The 21,415-nt window shown below is 74.0% G+C and carries 5 protein-coding genes; 3 read left to right on the top strand and 2 right to left on the bottom strand.

Going from position 1 to position 21,415, the window contains the following annotated elements:
- The first annotated feature begins 28 nt into the window (after nucleotides 1-28).
- Nucleotides 29-16,318, top strand: coding sequence for a non-ribosomal peptide synthetase (locus HUO13_RS23750; protein ID WP_211897287.1), 16,290 nt, complete (start codon nucleotides 29-31; stop codon nucleotides 16,316-16,318).
- Nucleotides 16,315-16,518 carry an MbtH family protein gene (locus HUO13_RS23745; RefSeq protein WP_282974328.1) on the top strand — a complete coding sequence of 68 codons (204 nt, stop codon included), beginning with the start codon at nucleotides 16,315-16,317 and terminating at the stop codon, nucleotides 16,516-16,518. Before HUO13_RS23750 ends, HUO13_RS23745 begins: the two co-directional genes overlap by 4 nt.
- Nucleotides 16,519-16,939: 421 nt before the next feature.
- On the opposite strand, the gene HUO13_RS23740 is transcribed toward HUO13_RS23745, so the two are convergent.
- Entirely contained in the window at nucleotides 16,940-18,712 is a 1,773-nt protein-coding gene (locus HUO13_RS23740) for an ABC transporter ATP-binding protein (RefSeq protein ID WP_432757766.1), read from the bottom strand.
- Complete coding sequence (locus HUO13_RS23735; RefSeq protein WP_211897286.1) at nucleotides 18,709-20,346, bottom strand: ABC transporter ATP-binding protein; 1,638 nt, start codon at nucleotides 20,344-20,346, stop codon at nucleotides 18,709-18,711. The genes HUO13_RS23740 and HUO13_RS23735 overlap by 4 nt, the downstream gene beginning before the upstream one ends.
- A 322-nt stretch (nucleotides 20,347-20,668) precedes the next feature.
- On the opposite strand from HUO13_RS23735, the gene HUO13_RS23730 reads away from it, so the two are divergent.
- On the top strand, nucleotides 20,669-21,304 hold the full coding sequence (locus HUO13_RS23730) for an IclR family transcriptional regulator domain-containing protein (RefSeq protein WP_249123987.1): 636 nt from the start codon (nucleotides 20,669-20,671) through the stop codon (nucleotides 21,302-21,304).
- Nucleotides 21,305-21,415 lie beyond the last annotated feature (111 nt).

Genomic DNA, 21,415 nt, shown 5'->3' with positions numbered 1-21,415 from the left:
GAAGCAACACCCCTTGGGAGGAAGAGACATGGCCCGCCCCGGGCTGGCACTCACCGCAGCGCAAGACGGCATCTGGCTTTCCCAGCAGATCGATCCGGAGACCTCGGCGTACAACATCGCCTGGTACCACGAGATCCGGGGCGAGCTGGAGGTCGACCGGATGACCGAGGCCGTGGGCCGGGCCGTGCGCGAGGCGGAATGCCTGCACGTCCGGTTCCGCGACGCCGGCGGCGGGCCGGAGCAGACCGCGCTTTCCGCGTCCGGCTGGCGGCTGCCGGTGCACGACCTGCGTGCCGAGGCCGACCCGCTGGGCGCGGCCGAGGAGTGGATGCGGGCGGACCTGGCCCGCCCGGCCGACCTCGGCGGCGGGCCGCTGTTCGCCCACGCGCTGCTGCGCGTGGGGGACCGGCACTTCCTCTGGTACCAGCGGTACCACCACCTCGTCATGGACGCCTACGGCTTCTCGGTGCTCTCGCGCCGGGTTGGCGAGCTGTACCGGGGTGAGGGCACCGCGCGGGAGTGGCCGGTGGCCGCTCTCGTCGAGTCCGACGCCGAGTACCGGGCGTCGGACTCCTGGGCGGCCGACCGCGAGCACTGGCTCGCCCGCATGGCCGGCCGGCCGGACCCGGCGCGGCTGGTGACCGCCGCGGGCGCTCCGTCGCGCACGTCGGTCGAGTTGCCTGAGGACCGCGTCGCGGCCCTGCGCGCCGGCGGGCACCGGCTCTCCCGGCTGGCGATCGCGGCGGTCGCCGCCTACACCCACCGCCTCACCGGCGAGACCGACGTGGTGCTCGGCCTGCCCGTGACCGCGCGGACCGCCGAGCAGCGCGACGTGCCCGGCATGGTGTCCAACGTGCTGCCGCTGCGGCTGCGGGTGCGTCCGGACATGACGACCGCGGAGCTGGTGGACGCGGTCGACCGGGAGGTGCGGGAGGTGCGCGCGCACGAGCGTTTCCGGGGCGAGGAACTGGCCAGGGAGCTCGGCGTGCCCGGCGGGATCGCCGAGCTCGTCGGGCCGACGGTCAACTTCATGTCCTTCGAGGACGGTCTGGAGCTGCCGGGCCTGGAGGTCCGCGCGCACAACCTCTCGCTCGGCCCGGTGAACGACCTGTCGGTGGCCGTGCACGACGGTCCGCGCGGGGTCCGCGTCGACTTCGACGCGGCCGAGCTCGGCGAGCACCCCGCCCGCTTCCTGCGGGTGCTTGAGGCCATCACCGAGGACCGGCCGCTGCACACCATCGACCCCGTACCGCCGCAGGAGCGCAGGCTGGTCCTGGACCGCTTCGGGCGCGACGACCGCGCGGTGCGCGAGCTGTCCTGGCCCGCGGCGTTCGAGCGGCAGGTGCGCGAGACGCCCGACGCGGTGGCCGTGGTGTGCGAGGACGAGCAGCGCACCTACGCCGAGCTCAACGCCGAGGCCAACCGGCTCGCGCACCTGCTGATGGCTGAGGGGGTCGGCCCGGAGCAGGTCGTCGCGGTCGCGGTGCCGCGCTCGGTGGAGATGGTCGTCGCGCTGCTGGCGGTGCTCAAGACCGGTGCCGCCTACCTGCCGCTGGACCTGGACCACCCGCCGGACCGGATCGCCTTCATGCTGCGCGAGGCGAGCCGGGTCGTGACGGTGCCCGAGCTGGCCGGCGAGATCCCGTCCGGACCACCGCGGGTGCTCCTCGGCGACGCGGCCGGTCAGCCCGCGCAGGACCCGGGCGTCGAGGTGCGGCTGGACCAGGCCGCCTACGTCATCTTCACCTCCGGTTCGACCGGGCGGCCCAAGGGCGTGGTCGTCACCCACGACGGCATCGGCAGCCTGGTCGCCACGGCCGTGGACCGGCTCGGCGTCGACGCGGACAGCCGGGTGATGCAGTTCGCGTCGGTCGGCTTCGACGTCGCGGTGTGGGAGCTGTCCATGGCGCTGTGCACCGGCGGGCGCCTTGTTGTCGTCCCCGAGCAGCGCCGGGTCGCCGGCCGCGAGCTGACCGACTACGCCGTGGCGCACGGGGTCACCCACCTCGCGCTGCCGCCGTCGCTGGTGTCGGCGCTGCCCGCCGACTGCGAGCTGCCAGAGGACGCGGTCCTGCTGGTCGGCACCGAGGCGGTGCCCGCCGAGCTGATCGAGCGCTGGGCCAAGCGGCTGCGGGTCGTCGTGGCCTACGGGCTGACCGAGGCAACGGTGAACTCGACGCTGTGGATGGCCGAACAGGGCTGGCGGGGTTCGGTGCCGATCGGGCGCCCCGACCCCAACACCCGGATCTACGTGCTGGACTCGGCGCTGCGGCCGGTGGGCGTGGGCGTGACCGGCGAGATCTACGTCGCCGGACGGGGCCTGGCCCGCGGGTACCTGGGCCGTCACGGGCCGAGCGCGGAGCGCTTCGTCGCCGACCCGTTCGGCGAGCCGGGCGAGCGCATGTACCGCACCGGCGACCGGGCGCGCTGGCGGCCCGACGGCACGCTGTCGTTCCTGGGCAGGTCCGACGACCAGATCAAGATCCGGGGCCACCGGATCGAGCCGGGCGAGGTCGAGAGCGCGCTGATGCGCCATCCTGACGTCGTGCAGGCCGCCGTGCTGGCCAGGCAGGACCACCGGGGCGCGACCCGGCTGGTTGCCTACGTGCACGGCGAGGCCGACGGCGCAGCGGTGCGCGCCTTCGCCGAGACCCTGCTGCCCGACTACATGGTGCCCAACCCGGTGGTCGTCCTGGCCGAGCCGCTGCCGCTGACTCCCAACGGCAAGACCGACACCGCCGCGCTGCCCGTGCCGGCCTGGGCGGCGCTGGCCGGCGCCGACCGGCCGACCACGGCCGCCGAGCACCGCTTCGCCGAGCTGTTCGCCGAAGTCCTCGACCTCCCGGCGGTGGGGGTGCACGACAGCTTCTTCGAGCTGGGCGGCGACAGCATCGTCGCGATCGAGCTGGTGAGCAGGGCGCGGCGCGCCGGATACGCGATCACGCCGAGGCAGGTCTTCCGGCAGCGCACCGTCGCCGCACTGGCCGCGGTCGCGCAGGAGCGCGGGACCGCCGCGCAGCGCACGGATTCCGGTGTGGGCACGGTGGAACCGACGCCGATCGTGCACTGGCTGCGCGAGCTCGGGGGCGAGATCGACCGCTTCCACCAGTGGACGCTGCTGACCACACCCGCCGAGCTCGACCACGAGCGCCTGCTCGAGATGGTGCAGGCGCTCGTGGACCGCCACGACGTGCTGCGCGCGCGGCTTCAGCCGGACTGGACGATGGAGGTGCCCGAAGCCTCGGCGGTCCGCGCCGGCGACGTCGTCGAGGTGGTGGACGGGCCGGTGACCGACGACCACCGTGCGTGGGCGGTTTCCGGGTTGGCGCCGCGAGAAGGCCGGATGCTGCGGGCCGTGTGGTTCCCCGACGCACAGCGGCTTCTGGTGGTCGCGCACCACCTCGTCATCGATGGCGTGTCGTGGCGGATCCTGGCTTCCGACCTGGAACTCGCCTGGCAGCAGCTCAGCGCGGGCGGGCGGGTCGAGCTGCCGCCGGTCGGCACGTCGTTGCGCACGTGGTCGCGACTCCTGCGCGAGCACGCCGACGACCGCCGCGGCGAGTCGGCGCACTGGCGCCACCCCGCCGACCGAGGACTGGGCAGCCGTCCGCTCGACGAGCGGGACACCGCGGCGACGCTGCGTTCGCTCACCGTGCGGGTGCCCGCCGAGCAGACCGAACCGCTGCTGAGCTCGGTGCCCGCCGCCTTCCACGGCAACGTCAACGACGTGCTGCTCACCGCTCTCGCGGTGGCCGTCGGCCGGTGGCGCGGCGGCGGGGACCTGCTGGTCGACCTGGAGGGGCACGGCCGCGAGGAGCAGGTCTTCGGCGACGTGGACCTGACGCGCACGGTCGGCTGGTTCACCAGCCTGTTCCCGGTTCGGCTGAACCCCGGTGATCCGGCGGAGTTCGCCGCCGGGTCGGTCGACCAGGCCGTCAAGCGCGTCAAGGAACAACTGCGCGTGCCCGACGGCGGACTCGGCTACGGGCAGCTGCGGCACCTGGCCGCCGAACCGGGCCTGGCCGGTGGCGCGCCGGTGCTGTTCAACTACCTGGGCCGGTTCTCGGTGCGCGGCGGGCGCGACTGGGCTCCCGCGCCCGAGGCGGACCCGCTGGGCGCCGGGCGCGACCCACGCATGCCGGTGGACCACGAGCTGGAGATCAACGCCCTCGTGCGCGACGACGACGGCGGTCCGCGCCTCAGCGCGACCCTGACCTGGCCGGAGGGCGTGCTCGCGGAGTCCGATGCTGCCGAGCTGGGCCGCGGCTGGGTCGAGGCGCTGGAGTCCCTCGCGCGGCACGCGCGCGGTGGCCGGACACCTTCGGACTTCCCGCTGGTGCGGCTCACGCAGGAGGAAACCGACGAACTGCCCGCCGAGGTCGAGGACGTCCTGCCGGTGACCCCGTTGCAGGAAGGGCTGTTCTTCCACGCCTCCTTCGACGAGTCCGAGGCAGACGACTACCTCGTGCAGCAGGTGGTGGAGCTGCGAGGCCAGGTCGACGGCGAGTCGATGCGCCGCGCGGTGCGGGGGCTGGCCGAGCGGCACGCCCCGCTGCGCGCCGGCTTCCGGCAGCGCGCCGACGGCCGCGTCGTGCAGCTCGTCGACCGCCGGGTCGAGGTGCCGTGGCGGGAGGTCTCCGGTGACGTCGAGCAGGTCGCGGCCGAGGAGCGGTCGCGGCGCTTCGACCTGTCCGAGGCGCCGCTGATGCGCTGCGCGCTCGTGCGCGGCGACGGCAGGCACTGGCTCGTGCTGACGCTGCACCACATCGTCGCCGACGGCTGGTCGTCGCCGGTGATGGTGCGGGAACTGCTCGCCCTGCACACCCCGGGCGGGGAACTGCCACCGGTCACCGCCTACCGCGACTACCTCGGCTGGCTGGCCGAGCGGGATGACGAGGCGGCCCGGCAGGCGTGGCGCGACGCGCTGCGCGGAATGGGCGAACCGACGTTGCTGGCCACCGGGGACCGGGGTGCGCTCCAGCAGTGCACTGTGGACATCCCCGAGCAGGTGACGGCCGGACTCGCCGCTCGTGCCCGCGAGCTGGGCGTCACGCTGAGCACCGTCGTGCAGGGAGCGTGGGGCCTGCTGCTCGGCAGGCTCACCGGCCGCTCCGACGTCGTGTTCGGCACGACGGTCTCCGGTCGCGCCGCCGAGGTCGCCGGGGTCGAGTCGATGGTCGGTCTGCTGGCCAACACGGTGCCGGTGCGGATGCGCTGGCAGCCGGGCTCGCCCATCGCCGACGAGCTGACCCGGCTGCAGTCCGAGCAGTCCGACCTGCTCGACCACCAGCACCTCGGCCTCGGCGAGATCCAGCGGCTGGCGGGCGCCGGCGAGCTGTTCGACACGTTGCTGGTCTTCGAGAACTACCCGTCCGAGGAGCGCCTGACCGACGCGGGCGGGACGGTCGAGGTCGCGGGTTCGGAGTTCTTCGGCGCGGGCCACTACCCGCTCACCCTGGTCGTGATGCCGGGCGAGAAGCTGGAGCTGCAGTTCAAGCACCGGCTCGCCGCCGCGGAGGCGCGCTCGATCGCCGAGCGGATGGCACGCGTGCTGGAGGCGGTGGCCGCCGACCCGGGGCAGCCCGCCGGCCGGATCGAGCTGCTGTCCGAGCGCGGGCACGACCGGCTGCGGGAGCTCAACGCCACGGCGCGCGAACTGTCCGAACGTACGCTGGTGGACTCCTTCGAGGCGCAGGTCGCGAATACCCCCGACGCCACGGCTGTCGTTTCCGGTGCGACCGAGATGTCCTATGTGGACCTGGATGCGGCTGCCGAGCGGCTCGCGGCGCGGCTGCGGGCCAGGGGAGCGGGGCCGGAGCAGGTCGTTGCGGTGGCAGTTGCCCGCTCGGCGGAGCTGATGGTGGCGCTGCTCGGCGTGCTGAAGTCGGGCGCGGCGTACCTGCCGGTCGACCTGGACTACCCCGAGGACCGCATCGCCTACATGCTCTCGGACTCCCGGGCGCGCCTGGTCGTGACCACCCGGGACGCGGACGGGCTGCCGGAGGGCGCCGAGCGGCTGTTCGTCGAGGACTCCGACGCCGACGTCTCCGAGCCCGTTCCCGAAGCCGGGGCGCGTCCGGTGCCGGACAACCCCGCGTACCTCATCTACACCTCCGGTTCGACCGGCAGGCCCAAGGGTGTGGTGGTGACCCACCGGGCGATCGTCAACCGCCTGGAGTGGATGCAGGACCGCTACCGCCTCGGCGCGGACGACCGGGTCCTGCAGAAGACGCCGTCGAGCTTCGACGTCTCGGTGTGGGAGTTCTTCTGGGCGCTGGGCGTCGGCGCCGCGGTGGTGCTGGCCCGGCCGGACGGCCACCGCGACCCCGCCTACCTGGCCGGGCTCGTGCGCGCGCGGGGCGTCACCACGATGCACTTCGTGCCGTCGATGCTGGCGGCGTTCCTCAGCACCGAGGAGGTCACCGCCGACCCGAGCTGGGCGGCGTCGCTGCGCCGGGTGTTCAGCAGCGGTGAGGCGCTGGGCGGCGACCTGGCCGCGCAGTGGACCGAGCTGACCGGTGTGGAGCTGCACAACCTCTACGGCCCGACCGAGGCCGCCGTCGACGTCACGTGGTGGCCCTTCGACGGTTCGCCCGACGCGGTCGTGCCGATCGGATGGCCGGTGTGGAACACCCGGCTGCACGTGCTGGACTCGTGCCTGCGCCCGGTGCCCGACGGCGTGCCGGGAGAGCTGTACCTGGCCGGGGTCCAGCTCGCCAGGGGCTACCACCGGCGTGCTGACCTGACGGCGCAGCGCTTCGTCGCCGACCCGTTCGGCGCGCCGGGGGAGCGGATGTACCGCACCGGCGACCTCGTGCGCCGCCGCCATGACGGTGCCCTGGAGTACCTGGGCCGCGCGGACCGGCAGGTCAAGATCCGGGGCAACCGGATCGAGCTGGGCGAGATCGAGTCGGCGATGTCGCGGCTGCCCGGTGTCGCCCACGCCGCCGTCGTCGCCAGGGAGGACGGCCCGTCGGTGCGCCTGGTCGGCTACGTCGTGCCGTCCGGGCCGGTGGACACCGCGGAGCTGGAGGCGGCGCTGGCCGCCGAGCTGCCCGCGGCGATGGTGCCGACCGCGTTCGTGGAGCTCGACTCGATGCCGGTGACGCCGAGCGGGAAGCTCGACCGGGACGCGCTGCCCGCGCCGTCGACGCGGCGGAGCACGGCGGGTGGCCCCGGCGACCAGCGCCAGCGGCAGCTCTGCGAGATCTTCGCCGACGTCCTCAGGCAGGAGGTCGGGGTCGACGACGACTTCTTCGCACTCGGCGGCGACAGCATCCTGTCGATCGCGGTGTCCAGCCGGGCCCGCAAGGCAGGGCTGGACGTCAGCCCGCGCGACGTGTTCGAGCACCGCACGCCCGCTGCGCTGGCCGCCCTCGGCGGCGACGCTCCCGCCGAGGCCGTGGTGGCCGACTCCGACGGTGTCGGGGACGTGGCACTGCTGCCCATCGTGCACTGGCTGCGCGAGCGCGGCGGCGGCATCGGCCGGTTCAACCTCTCGATGCTGCTGCGGACCCCGGCGGGTGCCCGCGAGCAGGATCTGACCGCCGCGCTGCAAGCCGTCGTGGACCACCACGACGCGCTGCGGCTGCGCCTCACGCGCGTCGCCGGAGTGCTGTGGTCGCTGGAGACCCGGCCTGCCGGGGCGGTGTCCGCGCGGGACGTGCTGCGCCGCGTCGAGTCCGCGGAGCCGGTCCAGGCCGAGGCGGAGTCCGAAGTGGACCGACTCGACCCCGAAGCGGGAACCGTGGTGCGGGCGGTGTGGTTCGACGCGGGTGAGCAGCCCGGCCACCTGTTCCTCGCGCTGCACCACCTCGCCGTCGACGGCGTCTCCTGGCGGATCCTGTCCGAAGACCTGCGCACCGCGTGGGAGGCCGCGGTCGCCGGCCGCGAGCCCGTGCTCGACCCGGTCGGCACGTCGTTGCGGCGGTTCGCCCGCGTCCTCACCGAGCAGTCGCAGACCCCGCGGCGCATGGGTGAGCTCGGGCACTGGACGGAGGTCCTGCGCCCGGGGGCGGAACTGCTGCCGTCGGCGCAGGCCGCCGGCACCGCGGGCTCCGCGCGCCGCACGACGACCCGGCTCTCGGTCGCCGAGACCGAGCCGCTGCTGACCGACGTGCCCGCCGCGGTCCGGGCCGACGTCACGGAGGTCCTGCTCACCGCGCTGCGGATCGCGGTCTCGCGCTGGCACGAGCGGCACGGCCGCAAAGCCGGGGCGGACCTGCTCGTGGACGTCGAACGGCACGGCCGCGAGGAGGTCGCCGACGGGATCGACCTGTCCCGCACGGTCGGGTGGTTCACCAGCATCCAGCCCGTCCGCCTGCCCGGCGCGGCGGAGCCGCTCGAGGTCCTCAGGTCGGTCAAGGACCGGGTGCGGTCGGCGCCCGACCGCGGCATCGGGTACGGCATGCTGCGCGGCCTCAACCCGCAGACGGCGCCGATCCTGGCCGGGGCCGCCTCGGCGCAGGTGCTGTTCAACTACCTGGGCCGGCTGCCCGCTGCCGGCGGTGACTGGATGCCCACCGGCGCGCTGACCGTCGAGCCCGACGACGACCTGGGCACCCCGTACGCGCTCCAGGTGGACGCGGTCTGCGACGACACGCCGGACGGTCCGCGGCTGAGCCTGCACTGGACCTGGCAGGACCACGCGCTGTCAACTGAGGACGTCGAAGATCTCGCCACGGCGTGGGCCGAAGCGGTGCGCGCACTGGCGCAGGGCGGACCGGCGGGACTCACGCCCTCGGACCTGACCACGGTGTCGCTGGAGCAGGACGAGATCGACCGCGTGGAGCGCGTCAGCCCGGTGCCGGTGGAGGACGTCTGGCCGCTTTCCCCACTGCAGGAAGGGCTTTTCTTCCACTCCAGCTACGACCAGTCGGCCCTCGACGTCTACACCGCGCAGGACGCGCTGGACTTCGACCACCGCCTCGACCTGGAGCGGCTGCGGGCGGCGTGCGCGCGGCTGCTGCACCGCAACCCGAGCCTGCGCGCGGGCTTCACCAGCGACGGCCTGAGCCGCCCGGTGCAGTTCATCGGCACCGAACCGGAGATTCCGCTGGAGGTGGTCGACCTCGGCGACCTGCCCGAGGACGAGCGGGCGCGGCGCGTCGGCGAGCTGATGTCGGCCGACCGCAGGCGCCGGTTCGACCTCACCCGGCCGCCGCTGTGCAGGCTGCTGCTGATCCGGATGGGACCGGACCGGGACCGGCTGGTCATCACCCACCACCTGGTGCTGTGGGACGGCTGGTCGGAGGGGCTGTTCCTGCGGGAGCTGTTCACCCTCTACGACCGCCCGGACGCCGAGCTGCCCGCGCCCGGCTCCTACCGCGACTACCTCGCCTGGCTCGGGCGGCAGGACGACGACCTGGCGGTCCGCGCCTGGCGGCACGCACTGTCCGGACTGGACGAGCCCACGCTGCTGGGGCCGTCGAGCAGCGAGCCCGCCATCCCCGAGCAACTCCGGGTCCAGCTGCCGGAGGAGCTGTGCGAGCGCCTGCGGCGGACCGCCCGGGAGCACGGGCTGACGCTCAACACCGTGCTCAACGCGGTGTGGGGCCTGGTGCTCTCCAGCGCCGTCGGCCGCAACGACGTCGTGTTCGGCAGCACCGTGTCGGGCAGGCCCGCCGACATCCCGGACGTGGAGAACATCATCGGCATGTTCCTCAACACCGTCCCGGTGCGGGTCACCCTCGACCCGCGGGAGTCGCTGCTGGAGCTGCTGCGCCGCATCCAGTCGCAGCGCGCCGAGCTGATGCCGCACGACTACGTGGGACTCGGTGTCCTGCAACGGGAAACCGGCCACGCGCGGCTGTTCGACTCGCTCTACGTGCTGCAGAACTTCGCCGACGAGAGCGGTTTCGAGCAGCTCAGGGAGAAGTTCGGCATCCGGTCGGTCGGCAGCGTCGACGCCACCCACTACCCGCTGACGCTGGTGGTGACCCCGGCCGCGCGGCTGGGCGTGATGCTGGCCTACCGCCCCGACGTGATCGCGCACGGTGACGCCCAGGCCATGCTGGAGCGGTTCACCTCGCTGCTGGAGCGGCTGGACCTCTCGGCCGAGGTCGGCAACCTGGACCTGCTGCTGCCGGAGGAGCGGCGCGAGCTGGAGCGGGACTGGGACGCCAGCCGCAACCCGATGTCGGAGGAGACGGTCGCCGACATGCTCGCCTCCCAGGCGGCCCGCACACCCGACGAGGTGGCGCTGGTCTTCGGCGGGCAACGGCTGACCTACGCCGAGCTGGACGCGCGCATCAACCGGCTCGCGCGGGTGCTGCTCGCGCGCGGCGCGGGCCCGGAACGCGTTGTGGCGCTGGGACTTCCGCGCTCGACGGAGATGGTCGTCGCGCTGTTCGCAGTGCTGCGCACCGGCGCGGCGTACCTGCCGCTGGACCTCGACCACCCGGCCGACCGGCTGCGGATGATGATCGAGGACACCGAGCCGGTGTGCCTGGTGTCGACGACCTCGGTCGCCCCGTCACTGGACGGTGCTCCGGCCGAGCACCGGGTGCTGGTCGACGACCCGGCGGTGGCCGAGGAGCTGGCCGGGCACTCCGGCGCGGACCTGGCCGACTCCGAGCGCCCCGGCTTCGCGCCCGGCACGCCGGACCGCATGGAGCATCCGGCCTACGTCATCTACACCTCCGGTTCCACCGGCAAGCCCAAGGGCGTGGTCACCCCGTACCGGGGGCTGACCAACATGCAGCTCAACCACCAGGAAGCGGTCTTCGGCCCGGCCATCGCCTCGGCGGGCGGCCGGCGGCTGCGCATCGCCCACACCGTGTCGTTCGCCTTCGACATGTCGTGGGAGGAGCTGCTCTGGCTGGTCGAGGGCCACGAGGTGCACGTCTGCGACGAAGAGCTGCGCCGCGACGCCGAGGCGCTGGTGTCCTACTGCGACGAGCACGGCATCGACGTGGTCAACGTGACCCCGACCTACGCCCAGCTGCTCATCGAGGAAGGTCTGCTCGACGGGTACCGGCCCGCGCTGGTGCTGCTCGGCGGCGAGGCCGTCTCCGAGGCGGTGTGGACGAGCCTGCGCGACACCGAGGGCACCTACGGCTACAACCTGTACGGGCCGACCGAGTACACGATCAACACGCTCGGCGCGTCCACCTTCGACAGCGACGGGCCGACGGTCGGCCGGGCCATCTGGAACACCCGCGCCTACGTGCTCGACGCGTACCTGCGTCCGGTGCCGCCGGGCGTGCCGGGTGAGCTCTACATCGCCGGTGTCGGCCTGGCGCGCGGCTACCACCGCAGGTTCGGGCTGACCGCGGAGCGGTTCGTCGCCGACCCGTTCGGCGAGCCGGGCGACCGGATGTACCGCACCGGCGACCTGGTGCGGCGGGCCGACGACGGAAACCTGGACTTCCTCGGGCGCACCGACGACCAGGTCAAGATCCGAGGTTACCGGGTGGAGCTCGGCGAGATCGAGTCCGCGCTGAACTCCCACCCCGGCGTCTCCCAGGCCGCCGTCGTGGCCGACACCTCCACCGCCGTGCCGAGGCTGGTCGGCTACGTGGTCGGGTCGGTGGCCGACGGCGAGCTGCGCGATCACCTCAAGCAGCGCCTGCCCGACTACATGGTCCCGGCCGCGCTGATGACGGTGGACCGCCTGCCGCTGACGGTCAACGGCAAGCTCGACGTCAAGGCGCTGCCCAAGCCGGTCCTGGCCACCGCGCAGGACAGCCGTCCGCCGCGGACCGAGGCCGAACGCGTCCTGTGCGAGCTGTTCGCCGACGTGCTGGGCGCCGAACGGGTCGGCATCGACGACGACTTCTTCGACCTGGGCGGGCACTCGCTGCTGGCCACCCGGCTGATCAGCCGGGCCCGCACGGCGCTGGCCGCCGAGCTGGAGATCCGCGACCTCTTCGACGCCCCGACCGTGGCCGAGCTGGTCAGGCGCACCGGGGACCGGGAGGCGGTGCGGCCCGCGCTGGTCGCCCAGGAGCGGCCGGAGGAGGTCCCGCTGTCGTTCGCCCAGCGGCGGCTGTGGGTCATCCAGCAGATGGAGCCGGACTCCTCGGCCTACAACTTCCCCATCGTGGTGCGGTTGCGCGGCGAGCTCGACGTGGCCGCGCTGCGCGGTGCGGTCGCGGACGTGGCGGCCCGGCACGAGGCGCTGCGCACGGTGTTCGGCGAGCGCGACGGTGTGCCGTTCCAGCAGGTGGTGCCCGTGGAGGAGGCGCGGCCCGCGTTCGAGGTGGTCGCCGACCGGCCGGGCATCGTGCAGGAGGCGATCGAGCGGCCGTTCGACCTCGGCTCGGAGATCCCGTTGCGGGTCACCGTCGTCGAGGCAGGCGATGACGAGCACGTGGTGGTGCTGCTCCTGCACCACATCACCACCGACGAGTGGTCGGACCGGCCGTTCCTGCGCGACCTCTCGCAGGCCTACGCGGCCCGGCGCGACGGCGGCGAGCCCGGCTGGGAACCGCTCGCCGTGCAGTACGCCGACTACGCGCTCTGGCAGCAGCGCACGCTGGGCGATCCGTCCGATGAGGACGGTCTGGCCGCGTCCCAGCTCGACTACTGGCAGCGGACGCTGACCGGGGCACCGGAGGAGGTCGAGCTGCCCGCGGACCGGCCGCGCCCGGCCCGTCCCACCTCCGCCGGCGGCACGGTCGAGGTCGAGCTGGACTGCGACGGCATCCGGCAGCTCAGCCAGGACTCCGGCGCGAGCACCTTCATGGTGCTGCACGCCGCGGTCGGCGCACTGCTGAACCGGCTGGGCGCGGGGGAGGACATCCCGCTCGGCGCCCCGATCGCCGGACGCACCGACGAGGCGCTCGAGGACATGGTCGGCTTCTTCGTCAACACGCTGGTGCTGCGCACCGACGTCTCCGGCGACCCCGGGTTCGAGGAGCTGCTGGCGCGAGTCCGCGCGCTGGACCTGGCGGCGTTCTCGCACGCCGACGTGCCGTTCGAGGCCGTGGTGGAACGGCTGAACCCGGTCCGTTCGCCGGGCCGCAACCCGCTGTTCCAGGTGATGGTGAGCTACCACAGCCGCACCGCGGGCGGTTTCGAGCTGGCGGGGCTGGAGGTCGAGCCGGAGCCGTTCCAGACCCGGGCGGCCAAGTTCGACCTCGTGTTCAGCTTCACCGAGCACGCGGACCGGATCACCTGCTGCCTGGAGTACGCCAGCGACCTGTTCGACCGCGAGACCGTCGAGGGGCTCGGCCGCAGGCTGGCCGTGCTCGTCGACGCCGTGGTCGCGGACCCCGCCCGGCCGGTCGGCGAACTGAACGTGCACACCGGGGACGACCGCGTGCTGGAGGAGTTCAACACCACCTACCGGCCGGTGCCCGAGCTGTCGTTCCCCGAGCTGTTCCAGCGCCAGGTGCTGGCGGCACCGGACGCGGTCGCGGTGGTCGACGGCGACCGGCGGCTCACCTACTCCGAGCTGGACGGCCTAGCCGACCGCGTGGCGGGCCTGCTGCTGGCCGCGGGCGTGCGGCGGGGCGACGTCGTCGGTGTCGCGCTCCCGCGCTCGGTGGAGAACGTGGCGACGATGCTGGCAGCGCTCAAGCTCGGCGCCGCCTACCTGCCGCTGGACCTGTCGTACCCGCGGGAGCGGTTGTCCTACGTGCTCACCGACTCCGGCGCGGGCGTCGTGGTCACCACTCGCGCGGAGGCGGACCGGGTGCCCGCGGCCGACGGCGTCGAGCTGATGGTGCTGGACGAGGTCGCCGAGGAGCCCGGCGTGGCGCTGCCACCGCCGCCCTGGCTCGACGACGCCGCCTACGTCATCTACACCTCCGGCTCCACCGGCAGGCCCAAGGCGGTGGTCGTCCCGCACGACGGCATCGCCAGCCTGGTGGCGACCGCGGTCGACCGGGTAGGGGTGACGGCCGAGAGCCGTGTGCTGCAGTTCGCCTCGCCGGCCTTCGACGTCGCGGTGTTCGAGACGGCGATGGCGCTGTGCGTCGGCGGTCGGCTGGTGCTCGTGCCGGAGCGGGCCCGCGTCGCGGGCGAGCCGCTGACGGATCTGCTGCGAGAGCAGGGCATCACGCACGCGGCGCTGCCGCCGGCGCTGTTGTCGGCCCTGCCCGCTCCGTGCAGGCTCCCCGAGGGGATCACGGTGCTGGTGGGGACCGAGGCGGTGCCGACGCACCTGATCGAGCGGTGGGCCGGGCACGCGCGGCTCGTTGTCGCCTACGGCCTGACCGAGGCCACGGTGAACTCCACGCTGTGGATGGCCGAACCGGGCACCGGAACCGTCCCCATCGGACGTCCGGACCCCAACACGCAGGCGCACGTGCTGGACGCGAACCTGCGTCCGGTGCCGCTGGGCGTGCCCGGCGAGCTCTACATCGCCGGACGCGGCCTGGCCCGCGGCTACCTGGGACGGCACGGCCTCACCGCGGAGCGGTTCGTGGCCTGCCCGTTCGGGGAACCCGGCACTCGCATGTACCGCACGGGCGACCGGGTCCGGTGGCGTCGCGACGGCACGCTGGACTTCCTCGGCCGGGTGGACGAGCAGATCAAGATCCGCGGTTTCCGGGTCGAGCCGGGCGAGGTCGAGGCCGCGCTGGTCGCGCACCCGGCGGTTCGCCAGGCCGTGGTCGTCGCGGACGAGGGATCCCGGCTGATCGGCTACGTCGTGCCGGAGGGGCAGGTCGACACCGCCGAGCTGCGCACGCACGTGAGCGGGCTGCTGCCCGAGCACATGGTGCCCGCCGCCGTGGTGGAGCTGGACGGCATCCCGTTGTCCCCCAACGGGAAGGTGGACCGGCGCGCGCTGCCCGCGCCCGACTGGTCGGCGATGACCGGCGACGACCGGCCTGCCACCGCGCAGCAGCGCGCGCTCGCCGAACTGTTCGCCGAGGTGCTTGGGCTGCCCGAGGTCGGCGTGCACGACGGGTTCTTCGCGCTGGGCGGGCATTCCATGGCCGCGATGCGGCTGCTGGGTGCGATCCGGTCGGCGTTCGCCGCGGAGCTGACGGTGCGCGACGTCTTCGACGCACCGACGGTGGCGGCGCTGGCCGACAAGATCGCCTCGGCCGAGGCGGGCCGCGCGCCGCTGCTGGCGGGGGAGCGCCCGGCCGAGCTGCCGCTCGCTCCGCCGCAGCGCCACCGCTGGTCGCGCTACGTGGAGTTCCCCGGTCACGACCACGCCCTGGTGCTGCGCACCTCGGAGATGGACGCCGACGCGCTGGCTTCGGCGCTGCGCGACGTGGTCGCCCGGCACGAACCGCTGCGCACGGTCGTGGTGGAGCGCGACGGGCAGGCGTACCAGCAACTCGTGGACGGGCCGGAGCTGGAAGTCCTCGACGTCACCGGGGACCTGGACGAACGGGTCGCCGAACTGGCGCGCGAGGCACCGGACCTGCGCGAGCAGCCACCGCTGCGCGCTCGGTTGCTCGTCGGACCGGACGGCAACCAGCGGTTGCTGCTGACGATGCACTACCTCGGCATCGACGAGTGGTCGACCGTCCCGCTGTTCCGCGACCTGGCCGCCGCCTACGCCGCTCGGCGAGAGGGAGCGGTCCCGGACTGGGCCCCGCTGCCGGTGAGCTACGCGGACTACACGCGCTGGGCGTGGGAAGTCCTCGGCGACCCCGCGGATCCGGGCAGCAGGCACGCCCGTCAGCTCCGCTACTGGCGGGAGGCGCTGGCGGGGATGCCCGAGCTGCCGTTGCCGGTGGACCGGCCCCGGGCCGAGTCCCGCGGCGGCCGCGGCGACTTCGTCGAGTTCGTCATCGACGCCGAGGAGCACGAGGAGATCGACCGCCTCGCCCAGCGCAGTGGCGCCAGCATGTTCATGGTGCTGCACGCCGCGCTGGCCGCGCTGCTGACGCGGCTGGGAGCGGGCGAGGACCTGCCGATCGCCACGTTCACCGCGGGACGGTCCGAGGACTCGCTGACCGACCTGGTCGGCAGCTTCTTCAACACCGTCGTCCTGCGCACCGACACCACCGGTGACCCGACCTTCGCCGAACTGCTCGGCAGGGTCCGGGAGACCGCGCTGAGCGCGCTGGACCGCCAGGAGCTGCCGTTCGAGGACGTGCTGCGCGAGGTACCCTCCGCACGCGCTCCGCAGGTGCTGCTCGTCCACCACGAGCAGGCGAACCTGACCGCCCTCGACGAGGGCGGGCTCTCGGCGGTGCCGACGGGGACCACTCCCGCCGAGCTGGCGCTGAGCTTCTACGAACCGCGCGGCGGCGGGCCGGTGCACTGCGTGCTCGGCTACGACGCCGACCTGTTCGACGCCGAGACCGCACGGTGGCTCGCCGACGGCGTGCTCGGCGCGGTGCGGGCCGCCGTGCGCGGACCCGGCCGCACGATTTCCGAGATCGATCCGCCTAGGAGGACCTGGTGACCAACCCGTTCGAAGACCCCGAGGGCCGCTACCTGGTGCTGCGCAACGACGAGGACCAGCACTCGCTGTGGCCGGCCTTCGTCGAGGTGCCCCAGGGCTGGACGCAGGTGTTCGGCCCGGAAGCCCGGGAGGCGTGCGTGGACTACGTCGAGCAGAACTGGACCGATCTGCGCCCGCGCAGCCTGCGCGAAGCCTCCTGACGAGCACGTAGAACCAAGCCCCGGCGCGCGGTGGTCTCCACCGCGGGCCGGGGCTTCGTCGTTGGGATGGGGCCGCAGGTCAGGGCATCGCGCACCCGGACCGACGCGGGCGATCAGCGTGGATGCGTGCGCTGCCTGACGGCGCCTGCCTGACGGGATTCGTCAACGGCGACTGCCACGAGCCAGTCTTGCCTGCCACATGAGTTTCGCCTGTTGCGGCCGTCGCGCGGGGTTTCGCCATGCCGAGTGCCGCACGGGCTTCGCCGATGGTGGGTGGCCGGTTCCGCTTGCGGCGGGTACCGGACTGTCGCTGCCCGATCGACGGTTGCGGTCCGGCCCAGACGTCAGTGTCCGACCCGGACCGCTGGCCGGTCCGGGTCGGACACTGGACTGCGTTGCCGGAGCCTCCGGCAGCCTGGGCTCAGACCGGCTGGCGGGTGTCGGACCACGCCTTCCACAGCGCCGCGTAGCGGCCGCCCGCCGACACCAGCTCGTCGTGGGTGCCGGTCTCGACGACCTGCCCCGCGTCGAGCACGACGATCCGGTCCGCGGCCGCCGCCTGCGTCAGGCGGTGCGCCACCACCAGCGCGGTGCGGCCCTCCAGCGCCCGCTCGGCGGCGGTCTCCAGCTCCCGCGCGCCGCTGCTGCCCGCTTCGGCGGTGGCCTCGTCCAGGATCGCCACCGGCGGGTCGGCCAGCACGAGCCTGGCCAGCGCGAGCTGCTGGGCCTGGGTGGCGGTGAGCCGGTGCCCGCCGTCGCCGACCACGGTCTCGAGGCCGTCGGGCAGCGCCTCGGCCCACTCCAGGGCGCGGACGCGCTCCAGCGCCGCGCGCAGGTCGTCGTCGGTGGCGCCGGGACGGGCCAGTCGCAGGTCGTCGGCCAGCCTGCCCGCGAAGACGTGCACCTCCTGGCTGATCAGCGCCACCGCCGCGCGGGTCGCGGTCGGCCCGAGCTCGTCCAGCGGGACGCCGCCGAGGCTGATCGACCCCGTCGAGGGCCGCTGGACACCGGCCAGGAGCTTGGCCACCGTGGTCTTGCCCGCTCCGCTGGCGCCGACCAGCGCGACCTTCTCCCCGGCGTCGATGCGCAGGTGCAGGTCGCTGAGGATCTCGTGGCCCGGCACGTAGGAGTGGGCGACACCGCTGGCTTTCACCGAGGTGTCCAGCAGCGCGGGCGGCGACTGCGGCTCGGGCGAGGCGGGCAGGTCGGCCACGCCCACGAGCCGGGCGAGGCTGGCGCCCGCCGACTGGGCGTCGTCGGCCAGCGCGAGCGCGATGTTGACCGGCGTGAACAGGCTGTGGAAGTACAGTGCGGCGGCGGTCGCGGTGCCGATGCTGACCTGCCCGTCGCCGACCAGCAGGAACCCGGTCACCAGCACGGCGGCGAGGCCGACGAACTCGGCGAGGTTGAGCCGGGAGAAGAACCTGCTCAGCAGCCGGACCCCGCGCAGCGACAGCGCCACGGCGGCCCCCGAACGCTGCCGCACCTTCCCGACGTGCGCGTCGGAGAGCCCGAACGCGCGGACCGTGCGCGCGCCTCCGATGGTGTCGAGGAGCTGCTGCTGCTGGACTCCGACGGTGACGCGCTGTTCGGCGTAGATCGGCAGCGCGCGGCGGCCGTACCAGCGCAGCGTGTAGACCTGGATCGGTGCGGCCAGCAGCGCCGCGACGAGGAACCGCCAGTCCAGCAGCGCGAGCCCGCCGAGCGTGAGTGCGATGGTCAGCACCGCCTGGGCGAGCTCCGGCAACGGTTCCCGGACCGACTTGGCGATCATCGACACGTCGTTGGTGACGCGCGCGGTGAGGTCGCCGGCCCCGGCCCGTTCGATGCGCTCCAGCGGCAGGTGCAGCACCCGCTGCACGAAGACCTCGCGCAGCGTCGCGAGCAATGTCTCGCCGAGGCGGCCCATCAGCGACAGCCCGCAGCCGGTGGCCCCGCCCCGGGCGACGGCGACCAGCCCGAGCAGCACCACCGGCCAGGTCAGCGCGTCAGCGGGCTGCCCGGAGGCGATGACGTCGACCACGTGGCCGAGCAGCGGCGCGGTCAGCAGGCTGATCGCGGTGGCCGCGAGCAGGACCGCGAACGCGGCCACCGCCAGCGGCCAGTGCGCGCGTAGCAGGGCGCCGACCACGCCGCGGGTGCGGGCGGGGGTGGCGGTGGGGAGCAGGTTGCCCTGCAAAGGTGCCTCCGTCATGCCAGTACCGCCGTGCGGTAGTTCTCGTCGTCGACCAGTTCGCTGTGGTGGCCTTGGCGCACCGACGTCCCGTCGAGCACCAGCACGCGGTCGGTGACCGCCAGCAGCGCCGGGCTCGTGGTGACCAGGACGGTCGTGCGGGAGCGGCGGACCTCGCGGATCCCGGCGGCGATGCGCGCCTCGGTCACCGCGTCCACCGCGGTCGTCGGGTCGTGCACCACCAGCACGGGCGGATCGGCGGCCAGCGCCCGGGCGAGCGCGACCCGCTGGCGCTGGCCGCCCGACAGCGAGTGGCCGCGCTCGGTCAGCGCGGTGTCGAGGCCGTCCGGCAGCGCCCGCGCCACCTCGTCGACGCCTGCGGCGCGGATCGCCGGTGCGCTGTCGCGCTCGGACTCGCAGCGCACGTTGTCCAGCACGCTGCCCTCGAACAGGTCGGCGTCGTGCGCGGCGACCAGCAGCGCGCCACGGGCCTCGGCGGGGTCAAGGCAGGACAGCGCGACACCGTCGAGCTCGACCGAGCCGGAAGCCGGGTCCACGTCCCGGGAAAGGCATTCCAGCAGCGCGGTCGCGGTCGCCGGGGACGTGGTGACCACCCCGACCAGCTCGCCGGCGGCGATGTCGAAGTCGGCTCCGGTGAGGGCGGCGTGGCTGACACCGCAGAACCGGACGCGGCCGCGTACCGGCTCCGGCAGCCGCTCGGTACCCGCCGCGACGGCGTGCGGGGCGGCGAGCACCGCGGCGACCCGCGCCGCCGAGGCGCGGCCCTGCGCCAGGCGGGCGTTGACCATGGTGAAGATCGACAGGGGCCCGAGCAGGAACTGCGCGAGCCCCACCGCGGACACCAGCTCGCCGACGCTGAGAGCGCCGCCGGCGGCCAGCCTGCCGCCGACCAGCGCGACGACGGCGATGAACACGCCGTTCATGGCCAGGATCGCGCCGTTGTGCCAGGCGCGGGCGCTGGCCGAGCGCACGCTCGCGTCCAGCGAGTCGCGACTGGTGCGGTGGTAGCGGGCGATCGCCGCGGACTCCGCGCCGATGCCCTTGAGGATCCGCAGCCCGCCCACCAGGTCGGCGGCGATGCCGGAGGCGTCGGCGGCCCGCTGCTGCTCCAGCCCGCTGCGGCGCTCCAGCGGCTTGCCGACCAGGTGGATCAGCCACAGCAGGGGCGGTGCGCCGAGCAGGATCAGCAGGCCGAGCGGGACCGACATCCGCAGCAGCACCACGGCCGTCACGGCCACGCCCGCCAGCGCCGAGACACCGAACGGCACCGCCGAGGCGATCGCGCCGACGCGGCGCGCGTCCTCGGTGGCGATGCTCACCAGCGCACCGGGCAGGTGGCCCGCCTCGGCGCCGCCGCGGGGGTCGAGGACCCGGCGGCTCAGCTCGGTTCGGATGTCGTGCGCGGACTGCTCGGCGGCCCGCTCGGACGCGCGGACGGCGAACCGGTAGCAGCTCGACAGCGCCGCGAACGTGGCGGCGAGCGCGCCCAGCCAGATGGCGAGGTCTCCGACCGAGCCGCCTGCGACGGCCTGGTCGATCACCACGCCGATGAGCACCGGCACCAGCGCCTCACCAGCCTGGTGACCGCTCGCCAGCAGCGAGGACCCGACGAGGAACCGCTTCTGCCCGGACATGGCATTCTTCAGCACTTCGCGGCCGGATGACACCCCGGTGCGCACCCCACCACCTCCTGACTCCGCTCATCGCCTGGCCCCGCTGGCGGGGGCACCGAGGTCTCAGTGCACAAGGCCCAAGTGTTAGGTAAGCCTACTCTAAAAGATGTTGTCCACCAGGGCCCGGTTCGGGGCGCACCGCCCGATTCTGACGCCCGCCGGACGGCTCCGCGCCTTCGGCCAGGTGGCGGAGCGGGCGCGCGGCGGTGATCCGCGGCGCGGCGCGGAGCGGCGGGGTGGTTAGTGTGTCGTTGTGGGCGACGCGGGCGGTGGAGAAGGGGTCGTGCGCCGAGCGACCGGGGTCGGCGTGCTCGACCGCGTGGTCGCCATCCTCGACGCGGTCGAGGCGCGGCCGATGGGTGCCAGCGAACTGGCCCGCCACCTCGGGCTGGCGGTGCCCACCGTGCACCGGCTGGCCGCCGCGATGGTCGTGCACGGCCTGCTGTTCCGCGACGCCGAGGGCCGCCACCACGTCGGCTCCAGGTTCGCCTCCACCGCACTGGCCGCGGCGGCGTCGCCGGTGCTGGAGGAGTTGCGGCGGGAGACCGGTGAGACGGCGCAGGTGTGGGTGCCGCGAGGTGACTCGCGGCTTTGCCTGGCCTGCGTCGAGTCGACCTCGGAGCTGCGGGCGTCGTTGCCCGTCGGCACCGCGCTGCCGCTGTCGGCCAAGGGGTCCGCGGCGCAGGCGCTGACCGAGGAGCCGGGCGAGTCGTCGCGGCGGTGGTTCGAGAGCGTTTCCGTGCGCACGCCGGGGCTTTGCTCGGTGTCGGCCCCGGTGCACTACGCGACGGAGATCGTCGCGGCGGTGTGCGTCGCCGCACCCGTCTCGCGCGTCCGCGCGGAAGGTCCCGGCGCGCAGTGGGGCGCGCTCGTGGTCGCGGCGGCCGAACGGCTGGAGGAAGCGCTCCGCAGCCGCTGACCTGCGCGGCTGGGCTCGCGTACTCGACGGTGAGCCCGAGTGGGCGGAGGAGCCGCGCTCGTCGGTGAGCCTGAGCGGGCCGAGTCGTGCGCCTGCTGGTGAGGCTGAGTC

The organism is Saccharopolyspora erythraea, assembly GCF_018141105.1.
In the GTDB taxonomy this organism is placed as follows: Bacteria; Actinomycetota; Actinomycetes; order Mycobacteriales; family Pseudonocardiaceae; genus Saccharopolyspora_D; species Saccharopolyspora_D erythraea_A.
The sequence above is the reverse complement of the archived record's forward strand: the minus strand, read 5'-3'. Positions and strand labels throughout refer to the sequence as shown.

What these genes read in the sequence shown, in the direction of transcription:
- HUO13_RS23735 (WP_211897286.1), bottom strand. Translation starts at nt 20,346, where the DNA reads ATGTCCGGGCAGAAGCGGTTCCTCGTCGGGTCCTCGCTGCTGGCGAGC.
- HUO13_RS23750 (WP_211897287.1), top strand. Translation starts at nt 29, where the DNA reads ATGGCCCGCCCCGGGCTGGCACTCACCGCAGCGCAAGACGGCATCTGG.
- HUO13_RS23740 (WP_432757766.1), bottom strand. Translation starts at nt 18,712, where the DNA reads ATGACGGAGGCACCTTTGCAGGGCAACCTGCTCCCCACCGCCACCCCC.